The sequence below is a fragment of the Pseudoalteromonas sp. ABE4_541 genome, from assembly GCF_056312285.1.
On the sequence record NZ_JBSVEM010000006.1, the window covers coordinates 227,355 to 243,062 of the forward strand.

At 43.2% G+C, this 15,708-nt stretch carries 12 protein-coding genes and 4 tRNA genes; 11 read left to right on the forward strand and 5 right to left on the reverse strand.

Annotated features, from left to right (window positions below; genetic code table 11):
• Positions 1 to 93: 93 nt before the first annotated feature.
• Both ACW689_RS08345 and ACW689_RS08350 read left to right on the forward strand, forming a co-directional pair.
• Positions 94 to 1,188: a methionine aminotransferase gene (locus ACW689_RS08345; protein ID WP_476290283.1), complete on the forward strand. Its 1,095-nt coding sequence runs from the start codon at positions 94 to 96 to the stop codon at positions 1,186 to 1,188.
• Positions 1,176 to 1,961, forward strand: a complete 786-nt coding sequence (locus ACW689_RS08350; protein ID WP_476290249.1) for an amidohydrolase — start codon at positions 1,176 to 1,178, stop codon at positions 1,959 to 1,961. Before ACW689_RS08345 ends, ACW689_RS08350 begins: the two co-directional genes overlap by 13 nt.
• 32 nt (positions 1,962 to 1,993) lie before the next feature.
• Here ACW689_RS08350 and ACW689_RS08355 read toward each other — a convergent pair whose 3' ends face one another.
• The 4 genes from ACW689_RS08355 to ACW689_RS08370 all read right to left on the reverse strand — a co-directional run bounded on the left by ACW689_RS08355 (position 1,994) and on the right by ACW689_RS08370 (position 9,022).
• A complete protein-coding gene (locus ACW689_RS08355) occupies positions 1,994 to 5,281 on the reverse strand; it encodes a methyl-accepting chemotaxis protein (protein WP_476290251.1) in 3,288 nt (1,095 codons plus the stop codon).
• Positions 5,282 to 5,493: 212 nt separating this feature from the next.
• Positions 5,494 to 7,653, reverse strand: coding sequence for an ATP-binding protein (locus ACW689_RS08360; protein ID WP_476290253.1), 2,160 nt, complete (start codon positions 7,651 to 7,653; stop codon positions 5,494 to 5,496).
• 111 nt (positions 7,654 to 7,764) lie between these two features.
• On the reverse strand, positions 7,765 to 8,421 hold the full coding sequence (locus ACW689_RS08365; RefSeq protein ID WP_476290255.1) for a helix-turn-helix transcriptional regulator: 657 nt from the start codon (positions 8,419 to 8,421) through the stop codon (positions 7,765 to 7,767).
• A gap of 229 nt (positions 8,422 to 8,650) precedes the next feature.
• Positions 8,651 to 9,022, reverse strand: a complete 372-nt coding sequence (locus tag ACW689_RS08370) for a histidine triad nucleotide-binding protein (RefSeq protein WP_476290257.1) — start codon at positions 9,020 to 9,022, stop codon at positions 8,651 to 8,653.
• A 145-nt stretch (positions 9,023 to 9,167) separates the two neighbouring features.
• Between ACW689_RS08370 and ACW689_RS08375 the strand changes: the two genes are divergently transcribed.
• Entirely contained in the window at positions 9,168 to 9,767 is a 600-nt protein-coding gene (locus tag ACW689_RS08375; RefSeq protein WP_476290259.1) for a DUF2057 family protein, read from the forward strand.
• Between the two features lie 23 nt (positions 9,768 to 9,790).
• Here the strand turns inward: ACW689_RS08375 and ACW689_RS08380 are convergent, their stop codons facing one another.
• On the reverse strand, positions 9,791 to 11,638 hold the full coding sequence (locus ACW689_RS08380; protein ID WP_476290261.1) for a M1 family metallopeptidase: 1,848 nt from the start codon (positions 11,636 to 11,638) through the stop codon (positions 9,791 to 9,793).
• Positions 11,639 to 11,769: 131 nt separating this feature from the next.
• On the opposite strand from ACW689_RS08380, the gene murB reads away from it, so the two are divergent.
• The 8 genes from murB to ACW689_RS08420 all read left to right on the forward strand — a co-directional run.
• A complete protein-coding gene (murB, locus tag ACW689_RS08385; RefSeq protein ID WP_476290263.1) occupies positions 11,770 to 12,783 on the forward strand; it encodes a UDP-N-acetylmuramate dehydrogenase in 1,014 nt (337 codons plus the stop codon).
• Positions 12,776 to 13,768 carry a bifunctional biotin--[acetyl-CoA-carboxylase] ligase/biotin operon repressor BirA gene (birA, locus tag ACW689_RS08390; protein ID WP_476290265.1) on the forward strand — a complete coding sequence of 331 codons (993 nt, stop codon included), beginning with the start codon at positions 12,776 to 12,778 and terminating at the stop codon, positions 13,766 to 13,768. Before murB ends, birA begins: the two co-directional genes overlap by 8 nt.
• The gene (locus ACW689_RS08395) at positions 13,765 to 14,469 is read left to right on the forward strand and encodes a type III pantothenate kinase (RefSeq protein ID WP_476290267.1); all 705 of its coding nucleotides are present in this window, start codon (positions 13,765 to 13,767) and stop codon (positions 14,467 to 14,469) included. Before birA ends, ACW689_RS08395 begins: the two co-directional genes overlap by 4 nt.
• A gap of 121 nt (positions 14,470 to 14,590) precedes the next feature.
• Positions 14,591 to 14,666: transfer RNA gene (locus tag ACW689_RS08400), tRNA-Thr, on the forward strand.
• Positions 14,667 to 14,715: 49 nt separating this feature from the next.
• Positions 14,716 to 14,800 (forward strand) — tRNA-Tyr (locus ACW689_RS08405).
• Positions 14,801 to 14,844: 44 nt separating this feature from the next.
• A tRNA-Gly gene (locus tag ACW689_RS08410) sits at positions 14,845 to 14,919 on the forward strand.
• 13 nt (positions 14,920 to 14,932) lie between these two features.
• A tRNA-Thr gene (locus ACW689_RS08415) sits at positions 14,933 to 15,008 on the forward strand.
• A 132-nt stretch (positions 15,009 to 15,140) separates the two neighbouring features.
• Positions 15,141 to 15,708 (forward strand): GTP-binding protein (locus tag ACW689_RS08420; RefSeq protein WP_476290269.1); only part of this gene is annotated, 568 nt, incomplete at its 3' end.

A 15,708-nucleotide genomic window follows, 5' to 3' on the forward strand; every position in this document is an offset into this window, starting at 1 on the left:
TGATACCATTGCTTTTAGTTTTGCACCATCATCAAAGAGAGACGGACATTGGAAAGTAAATTACCGCATGTAGGCACCAGTATTTTTAGTCAGATGACTGCACTGGCCAATCAATATCAAGCCATTAATTTATCTCAGGGTTTTCCTGAGTTTGATGCGCCAAATTTTCTCAAACAGCAGCTTGCCCACTACAGTGAACAAGGGTGCAATCAATATTCACCCTCATCTGGTCTGCCGGCATTACAGCAAGAAATAGCCAACCTGATAAATCACTGTTATGACCGTGACGTTGATTTACACAGCATGATCACTGTGACCAGTGGTGCGACCGAAGCTTTGTTTGTGGCAATACAAGCAATCACACGTAAGGATGATGAAATTATCATTTTTGATCCTGCTTATGATAGCTATGCACCAGCGATTGAATTGGCAGGTGGTAAGCCTGTGCATATCGCTCTGCGTGCTCCTGATTACTACGTTGATTGGCAGCAAGTCGAGGATGCCATTACCCAAAATACACGAGCACTGATTGTCAATACACCGCATAACCCCAGTGCGAAGGTGCTAAAGCCTGCTGACTTGGTCGCCTTAAAAAGCTTGTTAGTAAAGCATGATTTGCTACTGATAAGCGATGAAGTGTATGAGCACATTACTTTTGATAATCAAGCGCACTTAAGTGCCTTGTCTGACGACGTACTTTTTGAACGTAGTTTCGTGGTCTCCAGTTTTGGTAAAACATTTCACTGCACTGGTTGGAAAATGGGGTACTGTGTTGCGCCACCGACTTTGATGGCTGAGTTTAAAAAAATTCATCAATATGTGACGTTTTCTAGTTTTACGCCTGCGCAGTTGGCTTTGGCAGATATGCTAAAAGTTCAACCGCAGCATGTTGGTGAGTTAGCCTCGTTTTACCAGCAAAAGCGAGATACGTTAGTGGCGGCGCTTGCCAATAGCCGTTTTAAGGTCCTCCCGAGTGAAGGCACTTACTTTCTGTTGCTTGATTATTCTGAAATATCACAGCAAGCGGATACGGAGTTTTGTGAATTCCTCGTTAAAGAAGTTGGTGTAGCTGCCATTCCACTGAGTGTGTTTTATCAAACGCCAGTCGGTGACAAAGTAATCCGCCTTTGCTTTGCAAAGGAAACTTCAACTCTGTTAGAGGCTGCAAACAAATTATGTCAATTGTAGAAAATACGCTGAAAGTCGCGTTGTTACAAACCCATATTCATTGGTGTAACATCGAAAAAAATCTACTTCACCTTGATGAGCTTTTGTCACAATGTGGGCAAGTAGACTTAGTGCTGTTGCCAGAGACTTTTTCTACTGGCTTTGCCATTGACTTAGATGTGGCACAAGCGGTGGAAAATGGGCACACGCTAAACTGGATGAAAGCAACAGCTCAACGCTTAAATTCGGTTGTTGCAGGCTCGGTTTTGGTTCAGTTGGAAAAGAAAAAGCGCAATCGTTTTTATTGGGTTTGGCCTGATGGGCAAGTTAAGTTTTACGATAAACGTCACTTATTTCGCCTAGGCAACGAAGGTGAGTATGTTGGTGCGGGGCAAGTCCGTGAAATTTACACGATTAACGGGTTTAGAATTCTTCCGCAGGTATGTTATGACTTGAGGTTCCCCGTATTTCAAAGAAATCGTAACGACTATGATGTGATGGTGAATGTTGCAAATTGGCCTGCAGCAAGGCGTTATGCTTGGGATCATTTGCTTATCGCCCGCGCAATAGAGAATCAAAGCTACGTGTTAGGGTGCACACGTATTGGGGAAGATGGTAAAGGAGTGGCACACTCTGGTGGCACAGCGGCTTATGATTTCTTAGGGCAACCGCTTATGCAAGCAAGTGATGATCTAGAGAGTATTAATATCGTCACTCTCAGTTTGAATGAGCTGAACAAGTTTAGGGCACATTTTCCAGCTTATCTCGATGCCGATGAGTTTGAATTAGTTTAAAGAAGAAAGGGCCCATAATGGGCCCTTGTTTGTTACACGTTAAACTGATGCACCAGCAAAGTCGCATTCGATGTCTGTTTGTCTAGATTGAAGTAATCAAGTAGTCGCTTCATCTCGCGCGATTGCTCAGCCATTTGCTTAGCAGCGGCCATGGTTTCTTCGGTAATGGCCGAGTTTTCTTGGATCAAGTCAGTCAATCGTTGTACGACTTGATCGACTTCCTTAATTGCTTGCTGCTGAGTGACGGTCGATTGATTGATGTTCACAATGGTATCACTTACTTCCGCAACCGCAGCAACAATATGGTCAAGCTTTTGACCTGAAGTATTTGCCATTTCAATACCTTGGCCTACTTTGTCATTACTGTTGGCGATAATTTCTTTGATTTGTTTAGCCGATGCAGCGCTGCGTCCCGCCAGTTCACGCACTTCATTGGCAACGACTGCAAAGCCTCGGCCGTTTTCGCCTGCTCTTGCAGCTTCAACTGCTGCATTGAGGGCCAATAAATTGGTTTGGAAAGCAAGGCCATCAATCACCGAGACAATCTCATTGATATTTTTACTGGCTTTTTCAACATCATCGATTGCGGCAACGGTGTCCTTTGACAAAGCGCCGCCTTGTCTAGCCGTATCTTCTGCCTTATGAGCAAGCTGCACAGCGACACCAGAGCGTTTAGATACATGAGTAAGTGCATCTAGCATATTACTGGTGCTTGCACTGGCTTCTTCCAAGTTGGCAGCCTGCTCTTCGGTACGCGCACTGATCTCGGTGTTACTGTCAGCGATTTCTGAAGCGCTTTGCGACACATTATTGGCTGATAATTGAATGCCTTCTATTACCTCAGTGAGCTTTTCAATAGTCGTATTGACATCCACTTTCAACGTAGCAAATACGCCTTCGTACTCCCCTTGAATCGAGTGAGTGAGATCACCTTTAGCCAGTGCACTAAGCACCTGTGTGACTTCGCAGATCGCATCGTTGATAATTGCGGTTGAACCATTGACGTCGTTTTTTAATTGCAGTAGTTCACCTTGTAATTCAGAGGTTATTTGTAGACTAAAGTTACCTTGGCACATCGCAGCCATGACACTTCCAAGTTCAGCAATGACCTGATTTAGATTACTGACAGAGCGGTTAATGTCAGTTTTTAAACTATCAAGCTGCCCTGTCATCGGAGAGCTAATCGTTCTGTCAAAACGGCCAAAGCTAATTGCAGTCATCACAGACGAAATCTCACTGACTGCACAATCGAGTGATTCAATAGATAAATTGATGTCTTTTTTTAACTTGCCAAGCTGGCCATTTGCAGCACAATTTACGGTGTGTTTGAAGTCTCCTTGGCTAACTGATGCCATCACGTTACTGATGTCTTGCATAATATCGGCGAGGTTTGTCACGCTGAAGTTGATGTCGTTTTTCAGCGCTTCCAATTGTCCTTGCAGCGGAAGAGTGATGCGTTTTGAAAAATCACCATTTCTAAGCGCATTCATAACCATACTGATGTCATCCATTGCACCTGATAAGCTCATGACGGAGTTATTTACGCTATTTTTCAGCTGGTTTAGCTTCCCGCCAGCTTCAACATTAATTTGTTCTTTAAAATTGCCTTGTTCGACATTTTCCATGACATGGACGATAGCATCCATGGTATTGTCCAGTGAACGCAGTGTCTGGTTTACATTGCTTTTTAGCTTATCGAGATCCCCTGACATAGAGGCTTTTAATTGACCACTAAACTGACCTTCGGACATTTCTTTAACGACGATGTTTATTTCGCCAATTGCGATATCTAACGTGTGCGCACAGTGATTAGTCGCTTGCTTTAAGGTCGCCAATTCCCCTTTACATTCCGCTTCAATACGTTTTGAAAAGCAGCCTTTGGCCATGGTATTCATCACCCGATTTGTCTCAGTAATAGACAGCTGTAAGGCATCAAGCAAAGAGTTGAATGCATTGGCACAGTCACCAATTTCATCATTGGAAGACACTGGCGCTCGAAGTGAAAAGTCACCTTCATCTTCAACGCGGCGCATGGTGTGAACGAGTTGATGGACGGGTTTTGTTAAAGAGCGAGCGAACAAGAGGGCGGCGAGAACTATGACCGCTAAACTAACGGCTAACACGATGGCGAGTAACCGCGTTAGTTTACTCACCGCCGCAAACGCTTCTTTTTCATCTATTTCAGCGAGTAACGCCCATTGAATACCCAGAATATTTATTGGCGTATAGGCCGACAGAACGGGGTGACCGTTGTAATCAATAACGACTTTTTGCCCTTGCTCTCCTGATATAGCTAGGTTGAATGACTCTGTGTCGATCCGTCCTAAAGAAGGGTTTTTAAATGAATTGACAACTGAATGATTGACCGGGTCTAAGTAGGAGTCTGAGCGCATTAAGCCATCCTGTCCAACCAAGTAAGTTTCGCCGCTTTTCCCTAAGCCTTCGCGTTCAGTCATGATCTTGTTTAATGCAGCTACCGACACCTGAAATACCAGCGTAGCGGCCTTTTCACCATCAATAACGATGGGGGCTGCGATAAAACTCGCGGGGGCATTATACGAGGGAAGATACACTTGAAAGTCAACAAAAGCATAAGTTTGGTCATGTGTTAGCTGAGCAGCTTTATTGAAAACGTTGGCCAGATTACTTTGCGCAAATGCGCCGTTGATTAAAGACGTTGCAAAGTCGAGCTCTTTAAAAACGGAATACGTCACAATGCCGGTATCATTATCGATAAGAAATAAATCGTACAATTCGTACCTTTGTGCAATTGTACGAAAATACTCATGATACTGTTGATGCGCTTTATCATAGCTATCTTCATGACCAGTTGAAATTAAGCTGTCTTTTTCTCCAAGTGGAAATATGTTGCTGGCAATATAACGATTTTGTAGTTCGATGCCTTCAGGCGTTAATTTATCAACTAGGTTTGCGGGGAGCGGGGATTTTGGATTCTCCGCGATAAACTTTTCGGTAAATTCACCAGTGTAAAAATCATTCAAGGTGCTGGGAACATAAGTGGGCGGGTCAAGATCGGCAATGGCATAAGTAAATGCTTTTGCAGCGCTGGCAGTATGGGGGCTTAATGCAAGCATTTGCAGCTTGTCATCAAGGTCTTGAAAATGCCTGATAATCGCGTTCTTTTTGACTTCACTTACCGCTTCTAATTGCGCATAAGATTGAGCCTGAAGCGCTTTTGAAGCTTGGTATAAAGCAATAGAAATAATGAACGTGATTGGCACTAAAGCAACGAGTAAAAATGCGATTGTAAGCTTTTTACTCAAGTTTAAAGAGGTTAAGTACTGAAATAACTGGCGCATCACATAATCCTTGTTACCTATGTTTAAGGGGGCGAGTCAAAACGGCAAACATCCATGAAGTTTAGAACAGTTCTTGTTCTCGTCTAGTTAAACTCGCAGCTTTTATCAGATAATAGGCTGGTTTATTGATGCAAAAAATAATAATAAGTTGCTGGTACAAACAGATAGCTAAAAATTGGCCGCAAATAATCGTTGATGGGCCAAATCACTCGTTATCCTAGAGTGTTTTTTCGTACATAACTGAGGTATGTCTCTAAGCTTTGTTGCCATAATGTCATGGCTTGAGTCAGTTCTGTATCGCTGCTTTTCCCATCAAGTAGGCGTCGCTCAATTTTTTTAAGCTCTAAGCCGTAGCGATTAAATCCAAGTTGTAGTGCGGTACTGGCTTGGCGATGCAATAACTTAATACATTGCTCATTGTTAACACCTTGGAGTTGCTGGATATGAATAAGCTTATTGCGTGCCGAGAGCACAAATTCGTTATACACGGATGAAATTTCATCTTCGTTAAAGCCACCTTTTAGTGAATTGACAGCGGTTTCATCGTACAAAGTATCAGATAGCTCCACGCTTATGGTTGGTTTTTGTGAGGTCTGCGAGTCGCTCAAGGCTTGTCGCAGCTTTTCTTGCTTAATGGGTTTGCCTACAATGTCTTTAATACCTAGCGTTAGGTATTCTTTTATTTCATCTGGACTTAGGCTGGCCGTGAAAGCAAGAAACGGGGTGCGTTTGTTTTTGTGCTCAATATTTTTTAGCTGTCGCATGACTTCTTGCCCAGTCAAATCTGGCAAATTCATATCCAGTAGTACCACATCAAATTGGTGTTGCTGAAGCAATTGAATAGCACTTTTGCCGTCTGTGGCTAATTTAACTTTATGTTCGTCGGCTGCCATAAACTCTATGGCAATCTTTTGGTTTAGATCTAAGTCTTCCACTAAAAGTACATTTAACCCGAGTAAGCACTCAGGGTTGTGATGTCTTTGTTCCACCAAGCTTAGTTCACCTAATGCCAATGTTACATCAAAGCTAAACGAACTACCTTGGCCGATCTCACTTTGTATTTGTAGTTGACTGCCTAAACGTTCCAGTAATTTGCTGGTGATGGCTAACCCCAGACCTGTACCGCCTTTTGTTTTGCCTGCACTGCTTTGTACGTAGGGTTCTGTAAGTTTATCGATATCCTCTTTTTCTATACCTGGGCCAGAGTCTATGACACTAAAGCGCACTGTGTGGCTCATGTTTGTTTCTGCCACGAGCTCAACACGGATCCGTACACTGCCTTTGTCGGTAAATTTAATCGCGTTACCAACTAAGTTGATCACTATTTGGCGAAGCTTTTGTTGGTCACAGTAATAACAGGCCTGCTCCGGCAGATCATAGACTAACTCAAAGGACAGCTTTTTTTGCTCCGCGAGAGGGCTTAATAGCAGGCAAAGGTTATTGAGCCAGCTTTTGAGCTCAACATCCTCTTCATATAGTGCTTCATCACTTTGGTCTAGGCTAGCGTAGTCTAGTACTTTGTCTATTAATAAGTTCAGTGATTCAGCTGAGTTAATAATGGCTTCACAATAGGCTTTGTTCCTATGGTTAGTGGTGCGATTAAGTACTAGCTGGGCACTACCTAAAATACCATTTAGGGGGGTACGAATTTCATGACTAATGGTGGATAAGAAAAGCCCTCTTATTTCTAAATCTTTCTGTGCTTTGGCAGTCAGTCGATTTAAGTTGAGTTCTCTTCTCTCATTACAGAGTAAAGCCATGCCCGTTGCATAAAAAATAGGGGCTAGTACACCATTGATAAACAGAGTTGTCACAAACCAGTTGTCATCAAGCAAAGTAAAAGGTGTCACTTCTCCCATTAAGAAAGTTCGGGCAGTGAAAGCAACCATAACAAGCATCAAGATGATGGTATAAACGATGGTGCCATTTGGGTAAAGCGGCCTTGCAAAACGCCAAAATAGGTAAAGGAGGAAGATGGTTTCTGCAATGTGTTGTAAATCAGAAACGAGAATGCGATATCTCAGGTGATCATCAATGACACTATAGTATACCAAGCCAACAAACAACACTGCTGTTACACTTAAAAAGAGCTTTAGTTCAATGCCCTTATAATTTAAAAACTGTGAAATCGCGAAGCAATGAATAATGGAAGCGGTAAATAACAAGGCATTGGCACATCCAATGGTTTGCCACATATTGAGTTGGCTATGAATTGAAAAACCGATAATGGCAGCAAACAAAACAAGCGGATAAAAAATATAAAGTAAAGTACCGGGAGTATCTTTGTTGGTTCGCCACGTTAAAAAGTTGAGTAACACCATCATCGCCATCATGGCAGCACTGGTAATATACAAAGTTTTTGGATCAAACATAGCGTTTATTATTTTTATGAATGAGGTACTTAACTAGCTAGCATAGAGACTTGTTTGATGGGAGTAAAGAAACAAAACAGCCGCATATGCGGCTGTTATTAAAAAGTAGTGTTATCGAATTTCATCGGGAATATTTTGTTGGGCCCACGAAAGAAGTTCGATACGGTTACGGCATTTTGTTTTTCTGAACGCACTATAAAGGTGTGTTTTAACCGTATGCGGGCTGATATTTAGGTCTTCAGCGATTTCTTTGTTCTTCGCACCTTTACTCATTAACGAAATAATGGCTTTTTCGCGTTTAGTCAATTTGACTGGCTCAATATCACCTTCGGTTAATTTATGAAGAGCATCTTTGTTAAATTGCAGCATGCGATTAAGTGCATTGCACATAATTTCACGGCGGTACCAAAGCTGGTTTTCCATCAGCAAACGAATACCCTTCATCAGTACATCTGCATTGTCTGTGGTATAAAAAACGCCACGTATACCGCTCAGTAATGCGCGATTCGCGAGCTCTGGGTTTTCATCTAAGTTAAATAGTACAATGTCACAGTTAACTTTTAGACGGGTGAGTTGCTCTTTCAAGGTACCCCAAGCGTCATTTGTTGCCGTTTCGATAAACAAGATACGGGTGCCTTCAGGCACATCTTCAATCTCTGTACTTGCTTTGACTTCCAACCCTTGCGTTTTCAGCAATGGCTGAAGGACGTTAATTCCTATGGTGTTGATTGGGTTTTTGTCTAATAACAAAAAGGCAGAACTGCTCATTGATGCTAACACTCTTCTTCAAACTGATTGCTTTAATGCTAACATGAGGTTCCGCCCTTTTGTATTAGTATTTTGGTTAGGTCATAGAAGTATTTGCTATATATCCATGTGGTTAAAGTAATACAGGGCGTCGAGTTGTCGCTTAATACGCCTTAAGCAACTGATCTAAAAACAATTTTGGTTTTCAGTATAATAACTTAACCGTTTACAATAATTAACAAAGAATACTTTAAATTAATTTTTTCTTGTTGTCTTGGTAAGGTGGCCATCCCATTGTTTTACCAGCTAATACATGCAAATGAATGTGGTATACCGATTGTCCGCCATCTTCATTGCAGTTCATGACGACACGATAGCCATCTTCAGCAAAGCCATACTCCTTAGCCAGTTTAGCTGCAACGACATAAAGGTTGCCAACTAAGTGAGCATTATCTTCATTGATATCATTGATGGTTACAATACGTTGTTTAGGGATCACCAAAGCGTGAAAAGGTGCTTGTGGATTAATGTCTTTAAAAGCCAAGGTGTGCTCGTCTTCATAAATCACATCAGCGGGAATTTCTTTGGCGATTATTTTGTCGAAAATGGTGCTGTCAGTCATATTAGATCCTACTAATTAATCTTTACCCATCAAAGGATGGAGGGTCAAAGTGAGTATACTAAGGTTTAATGGTTACACTAATGACAAAGTTTATTCAGGCTGTCAAACTGGAACGATTAATTTTGGGTAAATAAAAGGAGCAAGCATGAAAAACAAGGGGTATGGGGTGATCATAGGCATATTGAGCATATTGAATATGTCGATGGCGAGTGCCGCGACGGTACATTTTTCAAGTGAGCTTTATCCGTTACAGGTTAACGAGCAAATGATTGAGCACTCATTGTTTAGCAAAACAACGGAGCTAGAGCTATCCCCGGGTGAGTATGCGCTGAAATTGAAATACAGTGACTTGTTTGAACTCGATTATGATGAGCATGAAGTGGTTGAATCGGAGCCTTTTTGGGTATCGTTAAAGGTGGAAAATGAAGGCGATTACCATGTGAACTTCCAGCGTCCAGATTCAGTGAATGCGGCTAAGCAATTCATCAGTCAGCCAGTAGCAAGTGTGACAACGCCGCAAAATAATGTATATAAACTTGCACCATTAACGGCTTATTCGATTGCCAGTCAGCAGTCGCGTACAATACCCATCGCAACGGCGCCGATAAGTAAATCTGAGTCTAAGAGTATGCCGACGTCGCAAGGTATCGCGCATCCAGACGCTTATTCTATGCTGGAGTTTTGGTGGCAACAGGCCAATGACGCGCAGCGAGCGGCATTTCTAGAAAAAATAAAGGGCCAATAACAGCCCTTTATCTTGTTCATTGGTTATTTGGCGAAAACCGCGTCTATCGTACCGGTTGCCAATGAGTGGTAACCAGGACGAGCTTTTTGGTACACATCATAAGCCCAGTCACGTTTACCATTTGCCACGAGCGCTTTGTAAAGACGTACAATCAGCTTGCGACGACCAATGGTTGTAAGGTGCTTTTCCAGCGCAGGATAAACGGCTTCATAGCCATTCCCTACCGCGAGCATATACCACGCAAAAGCACGCTCCGCATTAGTTGAGTTGGTTAAATTAAACTCTGCATCTAATTCCGCCATGCGTTTTACATCTAAATCGCGAGGTAGATTATTGATAAAATGCAGCCATTCGTGCACCGTCCATTGAGCTGTTGGCAGGTCACTGAGGGGGGTCTTATTTTCCATCCATGCCTGTGTTTGTGCATCAACCTTATCAAACGCATCTGATGTTGGGTTTGGTGCATCGCTAGGTAGTCCTGGCTCAAAGATCCACTCTTGAGCTTTTTCCAAGCTTACAACACCAGGGTATTTTTGTAGCAAGTTTTTATTTAAGTACTGCACAAACTCAGCTGTAGTGAGAGATTTAAAGGAGTAAGTCTTAAAGTACTCTTTTACAAACACGTCAAACTTCTCACGGCCGAATTTTTCTTCTAGATACATTAAGAATAGTTGACCTTTTGTATAAGGTACCGAACTGAAAGCATCATCTGGATCGCGGCCATTGAGTTTTAAGTTCAAGCGGGTGTCCGGTTCTGCAATGGTTTTTAATAACTCACGTAGTCCTGCTGCATCCAGTGCTTGCTCCATCACAGCGCGCTCACGGCCAAAGACTTCTTCCATGATGCGGTTTTCAACGTACGAGGTAAAACCTTCGTTTAACCATAAGTCTTCCCAGGTGGCATTGGTGACGAGGTTACCTGACCATGAGTGGGCCAATTCGTGTGCAATGAGATTAACCAAGCTTTTGTCTCCAGCCACGACGGTTGGCGTGATAAAAGACAAGCGTGGATTCTCCATACCGCCAAATGGGAAGCTTGGTGGCAGCATGAGTAAGTCATAACGACCCCATGCATACTCACCGTACATGACATTAGTTTTGTCGATCATGGTTTGCGTGTCATTAAACTCCGCAACCGAAGCGTCCAGAATTTGTGGTTCCGCAAAAATGGCGGTTTGGTGCGACATCTCTTGGTATTCTAGGTTACCCGCACCAATGGCAATAAGGTAAGGTGGGATGGCTTGCGGCATATCAAACACATAGTCACCATCTTTGATGAATGCGCCAGTGTTGTCGGCACTCATAACCGCACGTACATCTTCTGGTGTATGAATACGTGCTGAGTAGGTGACACGCATCGCTGGGGTGTCTTGTACAGGTATCCAGCTACGAGCATGGATGGCTTGCGATTGGCTGTACATGAACGGGTGTGTTTTACTTGCCGTTTGCTCTGGTGTTAACCACTGTAAGCCAGATGCTTGAGGTAGGCTATTGTAGTAAATACGTGCTTTTTTAGCCTGCTCCTTGAATTGAATAGTCAGCTTGGCACCTTTTACATCATCACGTTTTGCAAGGGAAAATTTAGCCTTGTGCCATTGACCGTTTCGACCTTGATAGATAACTCTATTGATATCCAAGTCACGGGTATCAAGCACGAGCATTCTGGCATCGGCATTTTGCCATTCTAATGTATGCTCAACGAAGCCTTCGAGCTGCTTATCGGCAAAATCTACGTCTAAGTCTAAATACAAATGGGTAGAAATAACGTCATTTAAGTTAGCGTAAGTGTGTTGGTCGACAGCTTGTGTTGCTGTGGCCGTATGTGAGAGTCCAGCCAGTGCTAGGCTGGTCGCAAAGGCAGTTAATTTCATAATATCCTTGCTCATTATGGAATGTTGGAGCGCATGTTATAGCATGCTTGAGCACAAGATCACACATGGATGCGCTGAGTTTTACGATAGGGTAAACTACACATATTATAATTCTCGTTAAGGCCCTAAACGTGCAAGCTTTGCAGTCACTCCACACTTTTGCACTTCCAAGTCAATGCCAACAACTCATCACCATTGAACACTGGCAACAATTATTGGATATAGATTTTTCCCAACCTTTTTGCCTATTAGGTGAGGGCAGTAATACCGTATTTTTAGACGACTTTGCAGGGGCTGTTATCAAGGTCGCGATTTTGGGACGCACAATTGTTGAGCATGAGCACAATTGGCAGGTTGAAGTGGGGGCGGGAGAAAATTGGCACGCGTTAGTTTTACACTTGCTTGATAAAGGTATTGCAGGGCTTGAAAATTTAGCGCTGATCCCAGGTAATGTCGGGGCGGCACCTGTACAAAATATTGGTGCTTACGGAGTGGAGCTAGCGCAATTTGTTGATTATGTTGAAGGCTTTAATATTCAAACTGGACGAATAGCGCGTTTAACGTCACAGCAATGTGAGTTCGCTTATCGAGATTCTGTTTTTAAACATGCGCTAAAGGGCGCCTTTGTGATCACCAAAGTAGGTTTGACTATTAGCAAGCACTGGCAGCCTGTACTAGGTTATGGGCCATTGCAACAATTACAGAGCTCGGCACCAACTGCGCTGCAAGTGTGTGATGAAGTCATTAAAATTCGTCAAAGCAAGCTGCCAGATCCAAATGAGCTTGCTAATGCGGGTAGCTTTTTCAAAAACCCGATAGTTGCCATGGCACAGGTGGAAAAACTACAGCAGATCTATCCTGATATTCCCGTTTACCCAACCGGTGATAAATATGGCAAATTGGCGGCTGGCTGGTTGATAGAGCAAGCTGGGTTAAAAGGTTACCAGATTGGTGATATCGCAGTGTATGACAAGCAAGCCTTGGTATTAGTAAATAAAGGCAAGGGCAAAGCCAAACAACTCAAAACTATGGTTGAGCATATTCAGCAGCAGGTATGGGCTAAATTTGCAGTTAAGCTAGAGCACGAGGTGAGATTGCTTGCGCACGACCAAGAAGTTCATTTACAAGGAGTTCACGATGAGTAAGGCACCTCAAGGTAATAAGCTCGCGATACTCAATGCACTTAACCGAGGTGTGTTTGTTTCAGGCCAAATGTTAGGGGAGCAGCTAGGGATAAGTCGCGCGGCGGTATCTAAACATATCAACTCATTGCAAGATATGGGCATTGACATATTTACCGTCAGTGGCAAAGGATATTGTTTAAACCAAAGCTTGCCTCTGCTTGAAAAAAGTAAAATTGAGCAATACTTTGCCTTACTTGGTTGTAGTAACCCGGTTGATGTTGAAGCCATTATTGATTCAACCAATAGTGAGCTTATGCGGCGCATTCAGAGCAAGCAAAACCTGATATCTGGTCAAGTGCTGGTTGCGGAAATGCAGCAGGCTGGGCGAGGACGTCGCGGTCGTACTTGGCAATCTCCCTTTGGCGCGAACTTATATTACAGTTATTACTGGCGATTAGATGATGGTTTGCAAGCAGCAATGGGTGTCTCTATTGCCGTTGGGTTAGCAGTGTATGATGCGTTAAAAGCACTTTATGATTTAAATGTGTCACTCAAATGGCCTAATGACATTTACCTTAATGACAAAAAGCTAGCCGGGGTTCTTGTTGAGTTGGATGGTCAAGTTGAAGGGCCTTGTCATTTGGTGATCGGGATTGGTATTAATTTATTGATGCCTGAAGGCGCTTCTAGTCAAATTGATCAACCGTGGACCGATCTTTCTAGTCATACCTCTGCGCTTGACAAAAATAAGCTGGTTGCAACTTTGACACAATGTTTAACCGCCCGTTTAGCGCAATATCAAGTATCCGGTTTACACAGCATGACGGAGCAATGGAATACACTCAATGCATTTGCTGGAGAAGTCGTGACTTTGAGCACTGGCCAGCGACACTGGCAAGGTGTATGTGAAGGTATCGATACGCAAGGTGGCATCGTGCTTCGTCAGGATGGTGAGCTGAAAAGCTACTATGGTGGTGAAATTTCGTTGAGGAAAGAAGCGCAATGAGATTATTGATTGATGTGGGTAATACGGCTGTAAAATTGGCTGTTGAGGAACGAGACAGTATTACCTTTATTGATGAAGATAAACTGCAATGGGAAAGTATCTCAGAAGTGCTGGTGGCACAGGTTGGCAAGTCCGAGTTATTGGTACCTTTTGAGCAACAAGCTAATAAGCTTGGTATCAGAGTGATACATGCGAGAGTCACTTCTCAATTGGGTGAGTTAAAATGCGCCTACGAACAATTTCACAACTTAGGCATTGACCGTTGGCTAACGGTGGTGGCCTGTCACTATTTATATCCAAATACGCATTGTGTGATAGTCGACTCAGGTACTGCGAGCAAAGTAGATGTATTACACGCCAATGGCCAACACCTAGGTGGGTGGATCTTGCCTGGCCTAGATATGATGATAGAAAGCTTGGTTTCCAATACTCAAAAAGTGTTTAGTGATGAACAAACTCAATTTTCCAAGGCCTTGGGTAAAAATACCCCAAATGCAGTTAAAAATGGGGCTTTAGTGGCAACATTAGGTGCCGTTTACGCCGGCATTGAAATGTTAAAAGAAGAGGCAGCCTTATGCCAAGTGGTTTGTGCGGGGGGATACGGCGCGTTCATCTCTCAACAACTGGCCTGTGAAAGTCAGTTCCATGAGAGCCTCGTGTTACAAGGGTTACTATTTTGGCGTAAAAACAGTCAAATTTGAGTGTTTTAATAGAGATTTGACGTAAATGTGAGCACTTGAATAAGATTTTATCAATTTTTTGCAGATTGTTGTTGCATCACTAGGAACCTTGCCTTAGAATCTCGCCCCGTACTAAAGCAGTGCCGACTTAGCTCAGTTGGTAGAGCAACTGACTTGTAATCAGTAGGTCATCCGTTCGACTCGGATAGTCGGCACCATTTTTTACACTGCAATTTATGCAGATGCTTTAGGCAAGAATTTTTTCGTGGAGGGGTTCCCGAGCGGCCAAAGGGATCAGACTGTAAATCTGACGGCACTGCCTTCGCTGGTTCGAATCCAGCCCCCTCCACCACTTATTCTTGACGGTTAGAGGTAGTTTAAGAACAGGTTCCTAAAGCGGGCATCGTATAATGGCTATTACCTCAGCCTTCCAAGCTGATGATGCGGGTTCGATTCCCGCTGCCCGCTCCAGTAATTCTGGTGTGCTGATATAGCTCAGTTGGTAGAGCGCACCCTTGGTAAGGGTGAGGTCGGCAGTTCAAATCTGCCTATCAGCACCAGTCTTCAGAATCTTCTCAAATACTTCCTTTAATTTGTCATAAACTAAATATTTAAAGAATAATTTTAGCTCGCGCGTATGGCGGGTTATTTTTATATGTAATCTAGATACACAAAAACTGATAGGTTCCGTCATGGCAAAAGAAAAGTTTGAACGCGTAAAACCGCACGTAAACGTAGGTACAATCGGCCACGTTGACCACGGTAAAACAACTCTAACAGCAGCAATCACTAACGTACTTGCAAAAGTATACGGTGGTGAAGCGAAAGACTTCGCATCAATCGATAACGCTCCAGAAGAGCGTGAGCGTGGTATCACAATCTCAACTTCACACGTTGAGTACGATACACCAACTCGTCACTACGCACACGTAGACTGTCCAGGACACGCTGACTATGTTAAAAACATGATCACTGGTGCTGCACAGATGGACGGCGCGATCCTAGTAGTTGCTGCTACTGACGGTCCTATGCCTCAAACACGTGAGCACATCCTACTTTCTCGTCAGGTTGGTGTACCTTACATCATCGTATTCATGAACAAATGTGACATGGTTGACGACGAAGAGCTTCTAGAGCTAGTAGAGATGGAAGTACGTGAACTACTTTCAGAGTACGACTTCCCAGGTGATGACCTACCTCTAATCCAAGGTTCTGCGCTTAAAGCGTTAGAAGGCGAGAAAGAGTGGGAAGACAAAATCG

Coding starts and splice junctions, on each gene's coding strand:
- ACW689_RS08345 (WP_476290283.1), top strand. CDS start 94: ATGACTGCACTGGCCAATCAATATCAAGCCATTAATTTATCTCAGGGT.
- ACW689_RS08350 (WP_476290249.1), top strand. CDS start 1,176: ATGTCAATTGTAGAAAATACGCTGAAAGTCGCGTTGTTACAAACCCAT.
- ACW689_RS08355 (WP_476290251.1), bottom strand. CDS start 5,281: ATGCGCCAGTTATTTCAGTACTTAACCTCTTTAAACTTGAGTAAAAAG.
- ACW689_RS08360 (WP_476290253.1), bottom strand. CDS start 7,653: ATGTTTGATCCAAAAACTTTGTATATTACCAGTGCTGCCATGATGGCG.
- ACW689_RS08365 (WP_476290255.1), bottom strand. CDS start 8,421: ATGAGCAGTTCTGCCTTTTTGTTATTAGACAAAAACCCAATCAACACC.
- ACW689_RS08370 (WP_476290257.1), bottom strand. CDS start 9,022: ATGACTGACAGCACCATTTTCGACAAAATAATCGCCAAAGAAATTCCC.
- ACW689_RS08375 (WP_476290259.1), top strand. CDS start 9,168: ATGAAAAACAAGGGGTATGGGGTGATCATAGGCATATTGAGCATATTG.
- ACW689_RS08380 (WP_476290261.1), bottom strand. CDS start 11,638: ATGAAATTAACTGCCTTTGCGACCAGCCTAGCACTGGCTGGACTCTCA.
- birA (WP_476290265.1), top strand. CDS start 12,776: ATGAGTAAGGCACCTCAAGGTAATAAGCTCGCGATACTCAATGCACTT.
- ACW689_RS08395 (WP_476290267.1), top strand. CDS start 13,765: ATGAGATTATTGATTGATGTGGGTAATACGGCTGTAAAATTGGCTGTT.